Source organism: Nocardioides mangrovi (assembly GCF_020073815.1).
GTDB classification, from domain to species: Bacteria; Actinomycetota; Actinomycetes; order Propionibacteriales; family Nocardioidaceae; genus Nocardioides; species Nocardioides mangrovi.
This window is the reverse complement of the sequence record NZ_JAIQZJ010000011.1, coordinates 118,463-135,519: the sequence shown is the minus strand read 5'-3', so window position 1 is coordinate 135,519 and position 17,057 is coordinate 118,463. Positions and strand designations below refer to the sequence as shown.

Sequence of the window (17,057 nt, the reverse complement as noted above, 5' to 3'; positions counted from 1 at the left end):
GCGCGCTCCGAGGCGTACCCATCACGGGACCCGTCGCGTCTGACGGGTGTGGCGGCCGTCCCGGCCACGGGGGTAGGGACGGCCGCCGCGTGCGCCCACGCGGCCGGGCTCAGCCCTCGCGGACCTTCAGCAGCGCCCAGGTCACGGTGGCCGAGATGAGGGCCGCGCCGAGCATGTGCAGGCCGACGAGGGCCACCGGCAGGTCGGTGAAGTACTGGACGAAGCCGATCGCGCCCTGGGCGACCTCCACGACGAGCAGCAGCACGACCGCGCGCTTGGCCGCGTCGGAGGCACCGGTGGCGAAGCAGACGAAGAGCAGACCGAGGGTGAGGCCGACGAAGAGGAAGACCAGGTCGGCGTGCAGCTGGCTCGTCTGCAGCGGCGAGAGCCCGTTGCGCTTGGAGTCGGCGTCGCCGGCGTGCGGGCCGGAGCCGGTCACCACGGTGCCGACGTAGAGGACCGCCCAGGCCGACGCGAAGGTCGCCCAGGCGAGGCCGACGGCCGCGCTCCGCGGGGGTACGGCGGGGGCGGGGTGGTCGAGCCGCTGCAGCAGCAGCACTGCGACGCCGATGATCGCCATCGAGCAGAGCAGGTGCAGCGACACGATCCACGGGTTGAGGTCGGTGAGCACCGTGATGCCGCCGATCACCGCCTGCGCCGGGATGCCGAGCGCGATGATCAGCGCCAGCCGGCGCAGGTCGCGCCGCCCGGTCTGCCAGGCGGCGACGAAGGTGCCGACCGCGATCGCGACGAGCACGTAGGTCAGCATCCGGTTGCCGAACTCGATGTACTGGTGCAGGTCGTAGGCGCCGTGCGGCGTCAGCGACTCGTCGGTGCAGCGCGGCCAGGTCGGGCAGCCGAGGCCCGAGCCGGTCAGGCGCACCACGCCGCCGGTCACGACGATCACCACGTTGGCGACGATCGAGGCCCAGGCCCACCCGCGCATCCAGTCGTCGAGGTGCCGCAGCCGAGAGGTCACTCCCACTTGAAGGTCCTAGCCGTGAGGGTCGTGCCGAGCACGGCCCAGATGAGCAGGACGCCGAGGTCGCGCCAGGCGACCCCGCCGTCGATGAATCCGGTGCGCATCGCCTCGCCGAGTGCGCCCGAGGGCAGCCACCGGACGACGTCGCCGAACGCGCCGTACGCCGCGAGGGGCAGCACGACGCCGCCGCCCGCCATGAGCAGCAGGTAGATGAGGTTGGCGGCCGCCAGGGTCGCCTCGGCGCGCAGCACGCCGGCCACGAAGAGCCCGAGGCTCGCGAACGCCGCGGTGCCGAGCAGCACCGCCAGGCCGACGCCGAGGACGCCGGGCTCGGGGGTCCAGCCGAGCAGCTGGCCCACGCCGCCGATGACGATGATCTGCACGAGCTGCACCATCAGCAGGGCCAGGACCTTGCCGGCGAGCAGGCCGGACCGGGGGAGCGGCGAGCTGCCGAGCCGCTTGATCACGCCGTACCGCCGCTCGAAGCCGGTCGCGATCGCGAGCGACGTGAAGGACGTCGACATGACCGCGAGCGCGATCACCCCCGGCGTGAAGGTGTCGACGAGGGGGCGGGAGGTGTGCAGGTCGAGGGTGAGGTGCTCCCCGGCGGTCACGCCGCCGACGAGGACGAGCACGGGGATCACGACGGCCAGCAGCAGCTGCTCGCCGTTGCGCAGCATCAGCCGGGCCTCCATGCGGGCCTGCGCGAGCACCTGGGAGCGCAGCGGCGCGGCCCCCGGCCGGGGGGTGAAGTCGAGGTCAGCCATGCTCGATGTCCCGTCCGGTGAGCTCCAGGAAGACGTCCTCGAGGGTGCGCGACCCGAAGCTGATCGACCGGACGCCGATGTGGTGATCGGCGCTCCACCGGTCGATGGCGGCCCGCAGGGCGGCCTCGGTCGCGCCGGGCAGCTCCTGGTCGACGACCAGCCGGACGGTCGCCGACGAGCCGCGGGTCAGCTCCTCCGGCGTGCCGGACGCGATCAGCCGGCCCCGGTCGATGATGTGGACCTGGTCGGCCAGCTGCTCGGCCTCGTCCAGGTAGTGGGTGGTGAGGACGACGGTCACGCCGTCCTCGCGCAGCTCGCGCAGCAGCTCCCACGTCGTACGCCGCGCCTGCGGGTCCATGCCGGCGGTCGGCTCGTCGACGAAGACGATCTCGGGCCGGCCGACGAGCGCCATCGCGAGCCCGAGGCGCTGCTGCTGGCCGCCGGAGAGCCGGCGGTAGGGCGTCTTGCCGCACTCGCCCAGCCCGAGGCGCTCGGCGAGCTCGCCGGTGTCGAGCGGATGGGCGTGCAGGCGCGCGACGTGGTCGAGCATCTCCATGGCGCGGACCCCGCTCCACGCGCCGCCGCCCTGGAGCATGACGCCGATCCGGGGGAGCAGCTCGCGGCGGTCGCGGACCGGGTCGAGGCCGAGCACCCGGACGGCTCCGGTCTGCGGCCGGCGGTAGCCCTCGCAGGTCTCCAGCGTGGTGGTCTTGCCGGCGCCGTTGGGGCCGAGCACCGCGGTGATCGTCGCGCGCTCGACGACCAGCGACAGCCCGTCGACCGCGACCTTGTCGCCGTACCTCATCACCAGGCCGTCGACGGCAACGGCAGGCGAGGCGTCGGACACGGCGGTCAGTCTAGGGACGGGGGTCGTGTGCTCCGGCTCACGGTCGGCGCCAGGTAAGGGTCGCCTTCCTTGAAGGGGCCGAAACAATAACGGCACACTGGCGTTGTGGAATTCGAGGAGACGCCCCCCGTGGGCCACGACCAGCCGACGCGCCAGCGCGTCGCGCGGTCGATCCTCGTCAACGGCCCGTCCACGGCCGCGGCGCTCGCCGAGCGGCTCGACCTCACCCCGGCCGCCGTCCGCCGACACCTCGACCTCATGGTCGACGAGGGCGTCCTGGAGGCGCGGGAGCCGCGCAGCCAGGCCACCCGCGGCCGCGGTCGTCCGGCCAAGGTCTTCGCGTTGACCGAGTCGGGCCGCGACGGCTTCGACCAGCAGTACGACGACCTCGCGGTCCAGGCACTCCGGTTCCTGGCCGAGACCGGCGGCGACGACGCCGTCCGGGAATTCGCCGCCCGACGGGTGGCGTTCATCGAGGAGAGGTTCGAGACGGTCCGCGCGGCCGACCCGGGCCTCGGCTCGGCCGAGGTGCTGGCCCGGATCTTCACCGACGAGGGCTATGCGGCGGCCGTGCGTGAGCTGCCCGTCGTGGGGGAGCAGCTGTGCCAGCAGCACTGCCCGGTCGCCCACGTCGCCCACGAGTTCCCGCAGCTGTGCGAGGCGGAGACCGAGGCCATCAGCAAGGTCCTCGGCCGCCACGTCCAGCGCCTGGCCACGATCGCCCACGGCGACGGGGTCTGCACCACCTGCATCCCGACCACCCCCACCGAGAAGAAGGAGCGGGTCAGCTGATGACCTCCATCGAGGAGCTCAACCCCGAGCTCAAGGGCATCGGACGCTACGAGTTCGGCTGGGCCGACACCGACGTCGCCGGCGCCTCCGCGAAGCGCGGCCTCAACGAGGACGTCGTACGCGACATCTCGGGCAAGAAGAGCGAGCCGCAGTGGATGCTCGACCTGCGCCTGAAGGGCCTCAAGCTCTTCGACCGCAAGCCGATGCCGACCTGGGGCTCGGACCTGTCGGGGATCGACTTCGACAACATCAAGTACTTCGTCCGCTCCAGCGAGAAGCAGGCGACCTCGTGGGAGGAGCTCCCCGAGGACATCAAGAACACCTACGACAAGCTCGGCATCCCGGAGGCGGAGAAGCAGCGTCTCGTCGCGGGTGTCGCCGCGCAGTACGAGTCGGAGGTCGTCTACCACTCGATCCGCGAGGACCTCGAGGAGCAGGGCGTCATCTTCGTCGACACCGACACGGGCCTGAAGGAGCACGAGGAGCTCTTCAAGGAGTACTTCGGCACCGTCATCCCCGTCGGCGACAACAAGTTCGCCGCGCTCAACACCTCGGTGTGGTCCGGTGGCTCCTTCATCTACGTGCCGAAGGGCGTGCACGTCGACATCCCGCTGCAGGCCTACTTCCGGATCAACACCGAGAACATGGGCCAGTTCGAGCGGACGCTGATCATCGTCGACGAGGACGCCTACGTGCACTACGTCGAGGGCTGCACCGCGCCGATCTACAGCTCCGACTCGCTGCACTCCGCGGTCGTCGAGATCATCGTGAAGAAGGGCGGCCGCTGCCGCTACACGACCATCCAGAACTGGTCGAACAACGTCTACAACCTCGTCACCAAGCGCGCCACCTGCGAGGCCGGCGCCACCATGGAGTGGGTCGACGGCAACATCGGCTCCAAGGTCACGATGAAGTACCCCGCCATCTACCTGATGGGCGAGCACGCCAAGGGCGAGACGCTCTCGATCGCGTTCGCGGGCGAGGGCCAGCACCAGGACGCCGGCGCGAAGATGGTGCACGCGGCTCCGCACACCTCGAGCTCGATCCTGTCGAAGTCGGTCGCGCGCGGCGGTGGCCGTACGTCGTACCGCGGCCTGATCCAGGTCAACGAGGGCGCCCACGGCTCCAAGTCGAACGTGCTGTGCGACGCGCTGCTGGTCGACCAGATCAGCCGCTCCGACACCTACCCCTACGTCGACATCCGCGAGGACGACGTGTCCATGGGCCACGAGGCGAGCGTCTCGAAGGTCTCCGACGACCAGCTCTTCTACCTCATGTCGCGTGGCATGGAGGAGGACGAGGCGATGGCGATGATCGTGCGCGGCTTCGTCGAGCCGATCGCCAAGGAGCTCCCCATGGAGTACGCCCTCGAGCTCAACCGCCTCATCGAGCTCCAGATGGAAGGAGCAGTCGGCTAGTGACTGCTGTTGCAGACGCTCTCGAGCTTGACCGCGTCGAGAGCCACCTCAACCCGCCCGCGTCCTACGACCTGGCCGACCACCCGGTGCCGACCGGTCGCGAGGAGGTGTGGCGCTTCACCCCGATCAAGCGACTGCGCGGGATCCTCGACGGTGAGGCGTCCGACGCCTGCCTGGACTGGGAGACCACGATCCCGGAGGGCGTCAGCCTGACCACGGTCTCGGCCGCCGAGGCGCGCGAGATCGGCGAGCTCGCGCCCAACGAGCGCCCGGCCGCCCTGGCCGCCGAGCTCTCGGGTGGCGCGGCGCTGCTCGACGTACCCGCCGACTTCGAGGCGGACGAGCCGATCGTCATCCGGCTCACCGGCTCGTCGGTCGACGACCTGGTCTGGGGGCAGCTGGTCTACCGGATCGGTGCCCACGCCCGCGTCACGATCGTGCTCGTGCACTCCGGGTCGGCCCGCTACTCGGCGATCCAGTCGTTCCTCGTCGGCGACGGCGCCCAGGTGAACATCCTGTCGCTGCAGGACTGGGAGGACGACGCGGTCCACCTCGGCCGGGACGCGATCCGGGTCGGACGCGACGCCTCGGTCAAGCACACCTCGATCTCCTTCGGCGGCGACGTCGTGCGGATGCACGCCAACGTCGAGTACGCCGGCCCCGGCGGCGAGGCCGAGCTGCTCGGCCTCTACTTCGCCGACGCGGGACAGCACCTGGAGCACCGGCTCTTCGCCGACCACACGGCGCCGAAGACCAAGAGCAACGTCGTCTACAAGGGCGCGCTGCAGGGCGAGGGCGCCCACACGGTCTGGATCGGCAACGTGCTGATCCGCAAGGTCGCCGAGGGCATCGAGACCTACGAGGAGAACCGCAACCTCGTGCTCACCGACGGCTGCCAGGCCGACTCGGTGCCCAACCTGGAGATCGAGACCGGTGAGATCGAGGGCGCGGGCCACGCGTCCGCGACCGCCCGCTTCGATGACGAGCAGCTGTTCTACCTGCGCTCGCGCGGTGTCTCGGAGAAGGAGGCCCAGCGCCTCGTCGTGCACGGCTTCTTCAACGACCTGATCCGCAAGGTGGGCATCCCGTCGATCGAGGAGCAGCTGCTCCGGACCGTCGAGGCCGAGCTGGCCAAGAACGTCCTCAAGGAGCTCGCCTGATGAGCTTCGAGCGGGCCTGCACGCTCGCCGAGGTGCCCACCGACGAGGCGCTCGGCGTCACGATCGGTGCGTACGACGTCGCCATCGCGCGCGACGGGGACGAGTTCTTCGCGATCCAGGACCTCTGCTCGCACGCCGCCGTCGCCCTCAGCGAGGGCGAGGTCGCGGACTGCACCGTCGAGTGCTGGCTGCACGGGTCGCGCTTCGACCTGCGCACCGGCAAGCCCACCGGCCTCCCGGCCACCGAGCCCGTCGCCACCTTCCCGATCGAGGTCCGCGGCGACGACCTCTACGTCGACATCAACACCACCCTGAACGGAGTCACCCCCGCATGAGCACCCTCGAGATCAAGGACCTCGAAGTCTCGGTCGAGACCGAGGACGGTCCCAAGCAGATCCTCAAGGGCGTCACGCTGACCATCAAGGACGGCGAGACGCACGCGATCATGGGTCCCAACGGGTCGGGCAAGTCCACCCTGGCCTACTCGATCGCCGGCCACCCGAAGTACACCGTCACCGGCGGCACGGTGACCCTGGACGGCGAGGACGTCCTCGCGATGTCGGTCGACGAGCGCGCCCGCGCGGGCCTCTTCCTGGCCATGCAGTACCCCGTCGAGGTGCCCGGCGTCTCGGTCGCCAACTTCCTCCGGACGGCGAAGACCGCCATCGACGGCGAGGCGCCCAAGCTGCGCACGTGGGTCAAGGACGTCAACCAGGCCCTCGGCGACCTCGACCTCGACCCCACCTTCTCGCAGCGCTCGGTCAACGAGGGCTTCTCCGGCGGCGAGAAGAAGCGCCACGAGATCGCCCAGCTCGAGCTGCTCGACCCGAAGGTCGCGATCCTCGACGAGACCGACTCGGGTCTCGACATCGACGCGCTCAAGGTCGTCTCCGAGGGCGTCAACCGCTTCCGCGCCCGCGATGCCAAGGGCGTCCTGCTGATCACGCACTACACGCGGATCCTGCGCTACATCGAGCCCGACTTCGTCCACGTCTTCGTCGCCGGCCGGGTGGCGGAGTCCGGTGGTCCGGAGCTCGCCGAGGAGCTCGAGGCCAACGGCTACGAGCGCTTCCTGAGCGCCCAGGCGGCGGTCTGACATGACCCAGACCCAGCTGGCCGGCCTCCTCCCCGAGCTGGAGGTGATCCGCGCCGACTTCCCGATCCTGGAGCGCACGGTCGCGGGTGGGCTGCCGCTGGTCTACCTCGACAGCGCCAACACCTCGCAGAAGCCGCAGGTCGTGATCGACACGATGGTCGACCACCTCGAGCGGCACAACGCCAACATCGCCCGCGCCATGCACACGCTCGGCGCGGAGTCGACGGAGGCATACGAGGGTGCGCGCGACAAGGTGGCGGCGTTCCTCAACGCCCCGTCGCGCAACGAGGTGGTCTTCACCAAGAACGCCACCGAGGCGCTCAACCTGCTGGCCCGCACGATCGAGCTCGGCCCCGGCGACAACGTCGTCATCACCGAGATGGAGCACCACTCCAACATCGTGTCGTGGCAGCTGGCCTGCGAGCGGTCCGGTGCCGAGCTGCGCTGGTTCGGGCTGACCGACGACGGCCAGCTCGACCTGTCCGCCGCCGACCGGCTGGTCGACGAGCGCACCAAGGTCGTCGCGTTCACCTGGGTCTCGAACATGCTCGGCACCATCAACCCGGTCACCGACCTGGTGGCCCGGGCGAAGGCCGTCGGCGCCTACTCCGTCATCGACGCCTCGCAGGCCGCCCCGCAGCTGCCTGTGGACGTCGCCGCGACCGGCTGTGACTTCCTGGTCTTCACCGGACACAAGGTCGTCGGCCCGACCGGCATCGGCGTGCTGTGGGGTCGCGAGGACCTGCTCAACGAGCTCCCGCCCTTCCACGGCGGCGGCGAGATGATCGAGACGGTGACGATGGCGCGCTCGACGTACGCCGCGGCCCCGCACCGCTTCGAGGCCGGCACCCCGCCGATCGCCGAGGCGATCGGGCTCGGCGCGGCGGTCGACTACCTCGGCCACATCGGGATGGACGCGATCCACCGGCACGAGCAGACCATCACGGCGTACGCGCTCGAGGGCCTGGCCACCGTGCCCGGCGTGACGGTGCTCGGTCCGCTGGACGCGGCGCAGCGTGGGGGCGCGATCTCCTTCGAGCTCGACGGCGTGCACCCGCACGACGTGGCGCAGGTGCTCGACTCTCGCGGCATCGCCGTGCGCGCCGGCCACCACTGCGCCAAGCCGGCGCACGCGCGCTTCGGCGTGCAGAGCTCGACCCGGATGTCGTCGTACCTCTACACGACGCCCGCCGAGATCGACGCGCTGGTCGAGGGCCTGGAATACACCCGCTCGTACTTCAAGTTGGGTTGATGATGAGCGACCTCGACAGCCTCTACCAGGAGATCATCCTGGACCACTACAAGAACCCCCACCACGCGGGTCTGCGCGACCCGTACGAGGCGGAGGTGCACCACGTCAACCCGACCTGCGGCGACGAGGTGACGTTGCGTGTCCACGTCTCCGACGGAGTGGTCGCGGACGTGTCGTACGACGCCGTCGGCTGCTCGATCTCGCAGGCGTCGGCGTCGGTGCTCACCGACCTCGTCATCGGCAAGCCGGTCGACGAGGCGATGTCGATCCACGAGACCTTCCTGACCCTCATGCAGGGCAAGGGCACCGTGGAGCCCGACGAGGACGTGCTGGAGGACGGCATCGCCTTCGCCGGCGTCGCGAAGTTCCCCGCGCGCGTGAAGTGCGCCCTGCTGTCGTGGATGGCCTGGAAGGACGCCACCGCCCGATCCCTGGAGGAGACCCATGGCTGACCACAGTGACCTGCCCGAGGTGCCGGAGGCGACCGGCGCGGTCGCGACCCTCACGATCGACGACGTCACCGAGGCGATGAAGGACGTCGTCGACCCCGAGCTCGGCATCAACGTCGTCGACCTCGGCCTGGTCTACGGCGTGCACATCGACGAGGACACCAACGTCGTCCTCGACATGACCCTCACCTCCGCGGCCTGCCCGCTGACCGACGTGATCCAGGACCAGACCAACGGCGCCCTCGAGGGCATGGTCAACGACGTCCTGATCAACTGGGTCTGGATGCCCCCGTGGGGCCCGGACAAGATCACCCCCGACGGCCGCGAGCAGCTGCGCGCCCTGGGGTTCAACGTCTGAGGTGTGAGCGCGCGAGGCGGTGCAGCATTCACCGGTGCACCGGTGAATGCTGCACTTCTCAGGCGTTGCATCGGCTGAGAAGTGACAGGGTCGCCTGAGAAGATCGCACGGTGAACGTCGTCCTCGTTCCCGCCGGGCGGGTCGCCCGCTGGATCGAGAACTTCGAGCGCGGCCACGGTACGACGCAGCTGAGCGTCGCCGACGGCGGCCTGGCCGGCAGCGCTGACGACGGCAGCACTTTTCTCGCGCGGCTGCCCTTCGCGACGACGTACGCCGGCGCCCCGGACCCGGCCGCCTTCGTCGACGCCGTCACCAGTCCCGAGGACTGGGGCGTCCTGCTGGTCCGCAAGGGCGGCTTCGCGATCGCCCGGGTGGCGGGGGCGACGATCGGCGAGAGCAAGGTCGGGCAGCGGCACGTCCAGGGGCGGACCAAGGCCGGAGGGCAGAGCCAGCAGCGGTTCGCCCGGCGGCGGGACAACCAGGCTCGGCAGGCCTACGAGGCCGCGGCCGACCACGCCGCGCGGATCCTCGACGGGCTCGTCGGCCCGCTGGTGACCGGCGGTGACCGCACCGCGGTCGAGGAGGTCCTGGTCGACGCGCGGCTCCGGAACCTGACCGTCGTCGAGCCCTGGCTCGCCGTACCCGACCCGAAGCGCGGGGTGCTCGAGCAGGCGGTACGCGACGCGCAGTCCGTGCGGTTCGACGTGCACAATGCCTGACGTGAGCGACCCACACGCCGATCGGGACCGGGAGATCGAGCGCTTCTGGAGCGAGGCACGGCGGCGGGGCAAGCTCGAGTCGCTGCTGCCGGGCTACTTCGGGGCCGCCCCGATCACGGTCGTGGTGCCACCGGCGTGGTCGTTCGGCGCCGACGCCGACCAGGCGGATCGGCTGCTCGCACTCGTGCTCGAGGGCACCAAGACCGCAACCGCGAGCGCGTTCGAGGACTACACCGACGACGACCCGGTGCCCGAGCGGGGGAGCCTCGGCATCCTGCTGGACGGCGCCGGGCACCCGCGGGCGCTGATCGCGACGACCGAGGTCAGCGTCGTGCCCTTCGACGAGGTCGACGAGGAGCACGCGTACGCCGAGGGCGAGGGCGACCGGACGCTCCGCCAGTGGCGTGTCGACCACGAGGAGTTCTTCACCGCCGTCGACCCGCTCGGTCGCGGCTTCCGCCGCGACATGCCGGTCGTGCTCGAGCACTTCACGGTGCTCTACCGCCACTGACCGGCAACCAGCCCGCGCCGGGCGGCGTCTCCCTGGCATGACGATCCGACTCGTGGCGGGCACCGCGGCCGCCGTCCTGCTCCTCTCCGTCGCGGCCTGCGGGTCCGACGACTCCGACGACTCCGGGACCGCCTCACCGGCGCCGGCCACGCCGACCGCGAGCGCCACGCCGGAGCTGATCACCTACCAGCACGGTGGCGACCCCGGGGTCCAGGTCGAGACGCTGGGGGAGAAGGCCCGCCTGAAGGGCGCGCCCGACGACTTCGCCGACTTCATCGGGCAGACCGCGCAGGTCCTCGCCGAGCAGTCGACCTGCAGCGACGGGTACGTCGGTGTCACGGTCGCGGTCGTCCGGTCCGACGGGTTCGCCCGCGGTGGCGTCAACGACTGCGGCGGCTACGCCGCGCTCTGGGCGAGGACCGACAGCGCCTGGGCCGAGATCGACGGCACCCAGGAGATGTGGGACTGCTCGACGTTGGAGGAGTACGCCGTGCCCAGCGACGTGGCCGGCTCGGACTGCTGGGACTCCGCGGCGAACAAGAGGCGCGACTACCAGCACGCCTGAGCGCTACCGTCTCCCCGTGGACGACGAGCAGGTCATCGACATCCGCGGACTGGTGAAGAGCTTCGGCACCGTGCGTGCCCTCGACGGGCTGGACCTGAGCGTCGGCCGGGGCGAGGTGCACGGCTTCCTCGGCCCCAACGGCGCCGGCAAGTCGACCACCATCCGCGTCCTGCTCGGGCTGCTGCGCAAGGACGGGGGAGAGGTCCGGCTCTTCGGCGGCGACCCCTGGGCCCGGGCCGCCGAACTGCACCGCCGGCTCGCGTACGTGCCCGGCGACGTCAACCTGTGGCCCACCCTGACCGGCGGCGAGGTGATCGACCTGCTCGGCCGGCTCCGCGGCGGGATCGACGAGGCCCGCCGTGCCGAGCTGTTGGACGCCTTCGAGCTCGACCCGACCAAGAAGGGCCGCGCCTACTCCAAGGGCAACCGGCAGAAGGTGGCGCTCGTCGCCGCGCTCGCGTCGGACGTGGAGCTGCTCATCCTCGACGAGCCCACGTCCGGGCTCGACCCGCTGATGGAGTCGGTCTTCCGCCGGTACGTCGACGAGTTCCGCGACCGGGGGCACGCGGTGCTGCTGAGCAGCCACATCCTGGCCGAGGTCGAGCAGCTGTGCGACGCGGTCAGCATCATCCGCGCGGGGCGGGTCGTCGAGGCCGGCACGCTCGCCGACCTGCGCCACCTCACCCGGACCTCGGTGAGCGCGGAGCTGGAGCGACCGGTCGACGGGCTCGCGCAGCTGCGGGGCGTCCACGACCTGGAGGTCGAGGGCCACCGGGTCCGCTTCCAGGTGGACACCGCCGACCTCGATCCGGCCCTGTCCGTGCTGGTCCGCGGCGGGGTCCGCACGCTGACCAGCCAGCCGCCGACGCTCGAGGAGCTCTTCCTCCGGCACTACGGCGACCAGGTCCAGGGGCCGGCGGAGTCGTGACCGGCTGGGCGGCCTTCCTCCGGCTCTTCCTGCGCCGGGACCGGTGGATGGTCCTGTGGTGGGGGCTCGGCACGATGCTGCTCTACGTGAGCCAGGCGGTCAGCGTCGACGACCTCTACACGACGCAGGCGGAGTTCGACCGGGCCGCGGCCAGCATGGCGGGCAACACCGCGTTCATCGCGATGGCCGGGCCGGCCCGCGCCCTCAACACGACGGGCGGTCAGGTGTTCTGGCAGGCCTCGGCGTTCGGCGCGATCGTCGCCGGACTGATGAGCATGTTCCTCGTCGGGCGGCACACGCGGGCGGAGGAGGAGAGCGGCCGCGACGAGCTGCTCCGGGCCACGGCCGTCGGCCGGCTCGCCCCGACGACGGCCGCCCTCGCCGCCGCGGCGCTCGCCAACGTCGTGCTCGGGGTGCTGGTCGCCGGCAGCCTCGTGCTCTACGGCCTGGCGGTCCCCGACTCGGTCGCGACGGGGGTCGGGCTGACCTGCTGCGGCTGGTTCTTCACCGCCGTGGCGCTGATGGCCATGCAGCTCGTGACCAGCACCCGCGCGGCGTACGGGATCACCGGCGTGGTCCTCGCGGTCGCCTACGCCCTCCGGGCGGTCGGCGACGTCGGGAACGGGGTGGCGAGCTGGCTCTCGCCGATCGGCTGGTACCAGGCGATGCACCCCTTCTCCGGACTGCGCTGGTGGCCGGTCCTGCTGCTGCTCGCGGGCTCGATCGCGGTCGTCGCGCTCGCGCGGGTCCTCTTCGAGCGACGGGACTACGGCTCGGGCGTCTTCGCCGCTCGGCCGGGCCCGGCCCGTGCCCCGGCGTCGCTCACCCGCCCGCTCGGGCTGGCCTGGCGGCTCCACCGAGCGCCGCTGGTCAGCTGGACGGCGGGGATGTTCGCGCTCGGGGCCGTCTACGGCTCGATGGGCAACGACGTACGCGACCTGATCGGTGACTCCGAGACGTCGCAGGAGATGTTCCTGCAGGGCACCGGTGACATCGTCCAGGGGTTCTACGCGACCGCGATGATCATGCTCGCCGTGATCGTCTGCGGCTTCGCGATCTCCTCGGCGCTGCGGCCGCGCGCCGAGGAGGACGACGGCCGGCTCGAGGTCGTCCTGGCGACGGCGGAGCCGCGGTCGCGATGGCTGGCGGGTCACCTCACGATGACGGTGGTGGGCACCGGTACGGCGCTCCTGGCCGCGGGACTCGGACTCGGCCTCGGCTACTCGCTCGTGACCGGCACGACCGACGAGCTGTGGAACCTGTCGGTACCGCTGCTGCAGTACGCACCCGCGGTGCTCGTGCTCAGCGCCGTCGCCCGGCTCCTGTACGGCGTCGCGCCCCGCGCGATGGTCGCGGCCTGGCTGCCGCTGGTCCTCGTGTCCGTGGTCATGCTCTTCGGCGAGCTCCTGTCGATCCCGCAGTGGGTGCAGGACCTGTCGCCGTTCGAGCACCTGGCCCTCGTCCCGGTCGAGAGCGTCGACTGGACGGCCGTGCTCGGTGTGTCCCTGGTGGCCGCGGCCCTGAGTGTCGCGGGCCAGGTCGCCTTCCGGCGGCGCGACGTGCACTAGCCTCCGAGCCATGTGGCAGCCCGAACCCGGGTGGCACCCGCTGCCCGGCGGCGGAGGTGTCTCCACGGTTGGCGTCTGGCGGACGGTGCTCGGCGGTCAGCCCGTGGTCGTCAAGCGTCTCGCCGCGCCCGTCGACGGCGACCCGCCGGAGCTGCTCGACCCGCGGCACTTCGCCTACTGGCGACGTGCCGCCGACGTCGTCACGGCCGGCACGGTCCTCGAGACACCCGGCCTGCGCTGCTCGGGGCCGGGCTCGGTCGAGGAGGACGCCGACGGCATCACGATCGTCAGCGAGTGGGTCGAGGACGCCGCCAGCAGCGGGCTCTTCGCCGCGCACGCACTCGGCCGGTTCGCCGGCGCACACCTCGCGGCGGCGCCGTGGCTGGCCCGCAACCAGCTCCGCGACCGGCTCGCCCGCGTCGAGCGCAACGGCGGCTGGCCGACCCTGGCCCGGACGACGGTCGCCGACGTCGCCGATCACCTCTGGACCCGGCGCGGCGAGCTGCTGGCCGCGGCCGACGCCCTGGTGCAGGTGCCGCAGCACGGCGACGCCGTCCCCGACAACCTCCTCGGTCGGTCGGGCGACGACGCGATCGCGATCGACTGGGCGACCCTCGGCACCGGCCCGGTCGGCGCCGACCTCGGCTACTTCGCCCTCGCCGCTCGCGAGGAGCTCGAGCCGCTGATCGACGCCTACCTGCTCGGCCTGCCCGCCGGCCTGGCCACGCGGGAGGAGGTCACCCTCGGCGCCCGGGTGACCGCGGTCTTCACCGTCCTCAACCGGGCGGAGTGGGCACTCGCCCGCGCCGCTCGCGGCGAGGGCGCCCTCGCCGGGAAGTTCCGGCACCCCGCCGTCGCGCCGCACCTGCTCGCCCTCCAGCGGCAGTTCCCGCACATCGAGGCGCTCGTCCAGCCGTGATCTCCGCCCTGGCCGGTTGGTGCCAATCGCCGCCGGTGAGCGAGCGGATTGGTCACCAACCTGCTCCGAACAGGCCCGGAAGTCGGGGTTGGTGACCAATCCTCCCGGCGACGCCGGTCAGAGCGCGCCTGGCGCGAAGGTGTCACACGCGTCGACCTGGCCGGACTGGTAGCCGGTCTTGAACCACTGCACCCGCTCGGCGGAGGAGCCGTGGGTCCAGGAGTCGGGGTCGACGGATCCGCCGGACTGCTGCTGGATCCGGTCGTCGCCGACCGCGGTGGCGGCGGCGATCGCCTCCTGGACGTCCTGGTCGGTCAGGTCGGAGATCAGCACCTGACCCGAGGAGTCCTCGGTCGTGGTGGCCGAGCGCGCCCACATGCCGGCGTAGCAGTCGGCCTGGAGCTCCAGCCGGACGCTGTCGCTCTTCGGGCCCTGCTGGGTCCGCACCTTCCCCATGGTGCCGAGGAGGTTCTGGATGTGGTGGCCGTACTCGTGGGCGAGCACGTACGGCTCGACGAACGCACCGGACGGCCCGCCGAGCCGGCCCTCGAGGATGTCGGAGAAGAAGGTCGTGTCGAGGTAGATCGTCTGGTCGCTCGGGCAGTAGAACGGCCCGACGTCCGCGCTCGCCTGGCCGCAGCCGGTGTCGACCGCGCCGCTGAAGGTCTCGACGGCCTTCTCGCCCGTGAAGGCGGTGCCGGTCTGCGCCTCGAGGGTGTCCGACCAGAAGTCGTAGAGGGAGTTCTCGACCGCCACCCGGGCGCAGTCGCTGCTGGAGTTGGCGTCCTCGCCGGTCTCGCAGGAGGAGTAGCGGTCGGTGTCGCTCATCCGCGAGGTGTCGTACGCCGAACCGCCGCTGCCGCCGCCGAGCCACATGCTGACCGCGACGATGATGATCACCACGACGATGCCGCCGATGCCGCCGCCGGCCAGCCCGCCGGGGATCGGGATGCCCGCGCCGCCGGTGCGGGTGCCGCCCCCGCCGGTCGCCCGGGCGCCCCGGACGTCACGCATCCGCCGCGTGTCGAGCCGCGCCTTCGGGTTGAACCGCATGAGCCACCATCCCAGTCGAGCTCGCCGATGTCAGGCAGGACCGTACCCGCACCTAGGATTGGCCAGTCATGATCACCACCCACCAGCTCGAGGTCCGAGCGGGGGCGCGCCTGCTCATGGAGAACGTCAGCTTCCGGGTCGCCGCCGGCGACAAGGTCGGCCTGGTCGGCCGCAACGGTGCCGGCAAGACGACGCTCACCAAGATCCTCGCGGGCGAGGCGCTGCCCGCCTCCGGCAGCGTGCAGAAGACCGGCGAGATCGGGTACCTCCCGCAGGACCCGCGCATCGGCGACCCCGAGGTCCTCGCGCGCGACCGGATCCTCTCCGCGCGCGGCCTCGACGACGCCGTACGCCGCCTCCGGCAGGCCGAGGCCGACATGGCCAGCGACGACCCGAAGGTCCGCGACAAGGCGATGCGCCGCTACGAGCGCGCCGACGCCGAGCTGCACGCCGGCGGCGGCTACGCCGCGGAGTCCGAGGCCGCGCAGATCGCCCACAGCCTCGGCATCGCGGACCGCCTGCTCGGCCAGCCGCTCAAGACGCTCTCCGGCGGTCAGCGTCGCCGCGTCGAGCTGGCCCGGATCCTCTTCTCGGGCGCCGAGACGCTGCTCCTCGACGAGCCGACCAACCACCTCGACGCCGACTCGATCCTGTGGCTGCGCGACTTCCTGAAGGCGCACAAGGGCGGGCTGATCGTGATCAGCCACGACACCGGCCTGCTCGAGGAGACCGTCAACAAGGTCTTCCACCTCGACGCCAACCGCGGCGAGATCGACGTCTACAACGTGGGCTGGAAGGCCTACCTCCAGCAGCGCGAGACCGACGAGAAGCGCCGCAAGCGCGAGCGGATGAACGCCGAGAACAAGGCCAAGACGCTCACCGACCAGGCCAACAAGATGCGCGCGAAGGCGACCAAGGCGACCGCCGCGCAGAACATGCTCAAGCGTGCCGAGAAGCTGATGGCGGGCGTCGAGGGGGAGCGGCAGGCCGACAAGGTCGCGCGGATCGCCTTCCCCAAGCCCGCGGCCTGCGGCAAGACCCCGCTCACGGCGAGCGAGCTGTCGAAGTCCTACGGCTCGCTCGAGGTCTTCACCGACGTCGACCTCGCCATCGACAAGGGCTCGCGCGTGGTGATCCTCGGCCTCAACGGTGCCGGCAAGACCACGCTGCTGCGCATCCTCGGCGGCATCGACCGGCCCGACACCGGAGAGGTCGTCCCCGGTCACGGGCTCAAGATCGGCTACTACGCCCAGGAGCACGAGACGCTCGACGTCGAGCGCACCGTCCTGGAGAACATGCAGTCCGCCGCGCCGCAGCTCACCGACACCGAGGCCCGCTCGGTCCTCGGCTCGTTCCTCTTCTCCGGCGAGGACGCCCACAAGCCCGCCAAGGTCCTCTCCGGCGGTGAGAAGACCCGGCTCGCGCTCGCCAGCCTGGTCGTCTCCAGCGCCAACGTGCTGCTCCTCGACGAGCCCACCAACAACCTCGACCCGGCGTCCCGCGAGGAGGTCCTGGCCGCGATCCGCAGCTACGAGGGCGCGATCGTGCTCGTCACCCACGACGAGGGCGCCGTCTTCGCCCTGGAGCCAGACCGGGTGCTGATCCTCCCCGACGGCGTCGAGGACCTCTGGAACGCCGAGTACGCCGACCTCGTGTCCCTCGCCTGAGCGGTG

The 17,057-nt window shown here is 71.4% G+C and carries 19 protein-coding genes; 15 read left to right on the top strand and 4 right to left on the bottom strand.

Annotated features, from left to right (window positions below; genetic code table 11):
- Positions 1-109: 109 nt before the first annotated feature.
- Genes K8U61_RS17540 through K8U61_RS17530 form a run of 3 tightly spaced genes read right to left on the bottom strand, consistent with a single transcriptional unit; the run spans position 110 to position 2,596 of the window.
- A complete protein-coding gene (locus K8U61_RS17540) occupies positions 110-985 on the bottom strand; it encodes a COX15/CtaA family protein (RefSeq protein WP_224124335.1) in 876 nt (291 codons plus the stop codon).
- Positions 976-1,749: an ABC transporter permease gene (locus tag K8U61_RS17535; protein ID WP_224124334.1), complete on the bottom strand. Its 774-nt coding sequence runs from the start codon at positions 1,747-1,749 to the stop codon at positions 976-978. The genes K8U61_RS17540 and K8U61_RS17535 overlap by 10 nt, the downstream gene beginning before the upstream one ends.
- Positions 1,742-2,596, bottom strand: a complete 855-nt coding sequence (locus K8U61_RS17530) for an ABC transporter ATP-binding protein (RefSeq protein ID WP_224124333.1) — start codon at positions 2,594-2,596, stop codon at positions 1,742-1,744. Before K8U61_RS17530 ends, K8U61_RS17535 begins: the two co-directional genes overlap by 8 nt.
- Positions 2,597-2,725: 129 nt before the next feature.
- On the opposite strand from K8U61_RS17530, the gene K8U61_RS17525 reads away from it, so the two are divergent.
- From K8U61_RS17525 to K8U61_RS17460, 14 genes are all read left to right on the top strand, one after another.
- On the top strand, positions 2,726-3,388 hold the full coding sequence (locus K8U61_RS17525) for a helix-turn-helix transcriptional regulator (RefSeq protein WP_224124332.1): 663 nt from the start codon (positions 2,726-2,728) through the stop codon (positions 3,386-3,388).
- Positions 3,388-4,806 carry a Fe-S cluster assembly protein SufB gene (sufB, locus tag K8U61_RS17520; protein WP_224124331.1) on the top strand — a complete coding sequence of 473 codons (1,419 nt, stop codon included), beginning with the start codon at positions 3,388-3,390 and terminating at the stop codon, positions 4,804-4,806. Before K8U61_RS17525 ends, sufB begins: the two co-directional genes overlap by 1 nt.
- Positions 4,806-5,966 (top strand): Fe-S cluster assembly protein SufD, encoded by a 1,161-nt coding sequence (sufD, locus tag K8U61_RS17515; RefSeq protein WP_224124330.1) that lies wholly within the window; start codon positions 4,806-4,808, stop codon positions 5,964-5,966. Before sufB ends, sufD begins: the two co-directional genes overlap by 1 nt.
- Positions 5,966-6,301, top strand: coding sequence for a non-heme iron oxygenase ferredoxin subunit (locus K8U61_RS17510; RefSeq protein WP_224124329.1), 336 nt, complete (start codon positions 5,966-5,968; stop codon positions 6,299-6,301). The genes sufD and K8U61_RS17510 overlap by 1 nt, the downstream gene beginning before the upstream one ends.
- A complete protein-coding gene (gene sufC, locus K8U61_RS17505; protein WP_224124328.1) occupies positions 6,298-7,062 on the top strand; it encodes a Fe-S cluster assembly ATPase SufC in 765 nt (254 codons plus the stop codon). Before K8U61_RS17510 ends, sufC begins: the two co-directional genes overlap by 4 nt.
- 1 nt (position 7,063) lies before the next feature.
- Positions 7,064-8,314 carry an aminotransferase class V-fold PLP-dependent enzyme gene (locus K8U61_RS17500; RefSeq protein ID WP_224124327.1) on the top strand — a complete coding sequence of 417 codons (1,251 nt, stop codon included), beginning with the start codon at positions 7,064-7,066 and terminating at the stop codon, positions 8,312-8,314.
- Positions 8,314-8,766 carry a Fe-S cluster assembly sulfur transfer protein SufU gene (gene sufU, locus K8U61_RS17495; protein ID WP_224124326.1) on the top strand — a complete coding sequence of 151 codons (453 nt, stop codon included), beginning with the start codon at positions 8,314-8,316 and terminating at the stop codon, positions 8,764-8,766. The genes K8U61_RS17500 and sufU overlap by 1 nt, the downstream gene beginning before the upstream one ends.
- On the top strand, positions 8,759-9,121 hold the full coding sequence (locus K8U61_RS17490; RefSeq protein WP_224124325.1) for a metal-sulfur cluster assembly factor: 363 nt from the start codon (positions 8,759-8,761) through the stop codon (positions 9,119-9,121). The genes sufU and K8U61_RS17490 overlap by 8 nt, the downstream gene beginning before the upstream one ends.
- Before the next feature lie 110 nt (positions 9,122-9,231).
- Positions 9,232-9,840: an acVLRF1 family peptidyl-tRNA hydrolase gene (locus K8U61_RS17485; protein WP_224124324.1), complete on the top strand. Its 609-nt coding sequence runs from the start codon at positions 9,232-9,234 to the stop codon at positions 9,838-9,840.
- Positions 9,833-10,351 carry an ASCH domain-containing protein gene (locus tag K8U61_RS17480; RefSeq protein ID WP_263427334.1) on the top strand — a complete coding sequence of 173 codons (519 nt, stop codon included), beginning with the start codon at positions 9,833-9,835 and terminating at the stop codon, positions 10,349-10,351. Before K8U61_RS17485 ends, K8U61_RS17480 begins: the two co-directional genes overlap by 8 nt.
- A gap of 37 nt (positions 10,352-10,388) precedes the next feature.
- Complete coding sequence (locus K8U61_RS17475) at positions 10,389-10,916, top strand: hypothetical protein (protein WP_224124322.1); 528 nt, start codon at positions 10,389-10,391, stop codon at positions 10,914-10,916.
- 16 nt (positions 10,917-10,932) lie between these two features.
- Entirely contained in the window at positions 10,933-11,844 is a 912-nt protein-coding gene (locus K8U61_RS17470) for an ABC transporter ATP-binding protein (RefSeq protein WP_224124321.1), read from the top strand.
- Positions 11,841-13,412 (top strand): ABC transporter permease, encoded by a 1,572-nt coding sequence (locus tag K8U61_RS17465; RefSeq protein ID WP_224124320.1) that lies wholly within the window; start codon positions 11,841-11,843, stop codon positions 13,410-13,412. Before K8U61_RS17470 ends, K8U61_RS17465 begins: the two co-directional genes overlap by 4 nt.
- 10 nt (positions 13,413-13,422) lie before the next feature.
- Complete coding sequence (locus K8U61_RS17460) at positions 13,423-14,331, top strand: phosphotransferase (RefSeq protein WP_224124319.1); 909 nt, start codon at positions 13,423-13,425, stop codon at positions 14,329-14,331.
- A 117-nt stretch (positions 14,332-14,448) separates the two neighbouring features.
- Here K8U61_RS17460 and ypfJ read toward each other — a convergent pair whose 3' ends face one another.
- Entirely contained in the window at positions 14,449-15,384 is a 936-nt protein-coding gene (ypfJ, locus tag K8U61_RS17455) for a KPN_02809 family neutral zinc metallopeptidase (protein WP_224124318.1), read from the bottom strand.
- Between the two features lie 68 nt (positions 15,385-15,452).
- On the opposite strand from ypfJ, the gene K8U61_RS17450 reads away from it, so the two are divergent.
- Entirely contained in the window at positions 15,453-17,051 is a 1,599-nt protein-coding gene (locus K8U61_RS17450; RefSeq protein WP_224124317.1) for an ABC-F family ATP-binding cassette domain-containing protein, read from the top strand.
- The last annotated feature ends 6 nt before the right edge of the window (positions 17,052-17,057 follow it).

Excerpts from the sequence above, each read along its gene's own strand:
- sufU (WP_224124326.1), top strand. The coding sequence starts at position 8,314 with ATGATGAGCGACCTCGACAGCCTCTACCAGGAGATCATCCTGGACCAC.
- K8U61_RS17480 (WP_263427334.1), top strand. The coding sequence starts at position 9,833 with ATGCCTGACGTGAGCGACCCACACGCCGATCGGGACCGGGAGATCGAG.
- K8U61_RS17490 (WP_224124325.1), top strand. The coding sequence starts at position 8,759 with ATGGCTGACCACAGTGACCTGCCCGAGGTGCCGGAGGCGACCGGCGCG.
- K8U61_RS17535 (WP_224124334.1), bottom strand. The coding sequence starts at position 1,749 with ATGGCTGACCTCGACTTCACCCCCCGGCCGGGGGCCGCGCCGCTGCGC.
- K8U61_RS17475 (WP_224124322.1), top strand. The coding sequence starts at position 10,389 with ATGACGATCCGACTCGTGGCGGGCACCGCGGCCGCCGTCCTGCTCCTC.
- K8U61_RS17450 (WP_224124317.1), top strand. The coding sequence starts at position 15,453 with ATGATCACCACCCACCAGCTCGAGGTCCGAGCGGGGGCGCGCCTGCTC.
- K8U61_RS17500 (WP_224124327.1), top strand. The coding sequence starts at position 7,064 with ATGACCCAGACCCAGCTGGCCGGCCTCCTCCCCGAGCTGGAGGTGATC.
- K8U61_RS17460 (WP_224124319.1), top strand. The coding sequence starts at position 13,423 with ATGTGGCAGCCCGAACCCGGGTGGCACCCGCTGCCCGGCGGCGGAGGT.
- sufC (WP_224124328.1), top strand. The coding sequence starts at position 6,298 with ATGAGCACCCTCGAGATCAAGGACCTCGAAGTCTCGGTCGAGACCGAG.
- K8U61_RS17510 (WP_224124329.1), top strand. The coding sequence starts at position 5,966 with ATGAGCTTCGAGCGGGCCTGCACGCTCGCCGAGGTGCCCACCGACGAG.
- ypfJ (WP_224124318.1), bottom strand. The coding sequence starts at position 15,384 with ATGCGGTTCAACCCGAAGGCGCGGCTCGACACGCGGCGGATGCGTGAC.
- sufB (WP_224124331.1), top strand. The coding sequence starts at position 3,388 with ATGACCTCCATCGAGGAGCTCAACCCCGAGCTCAAGGGCATCGGACGC.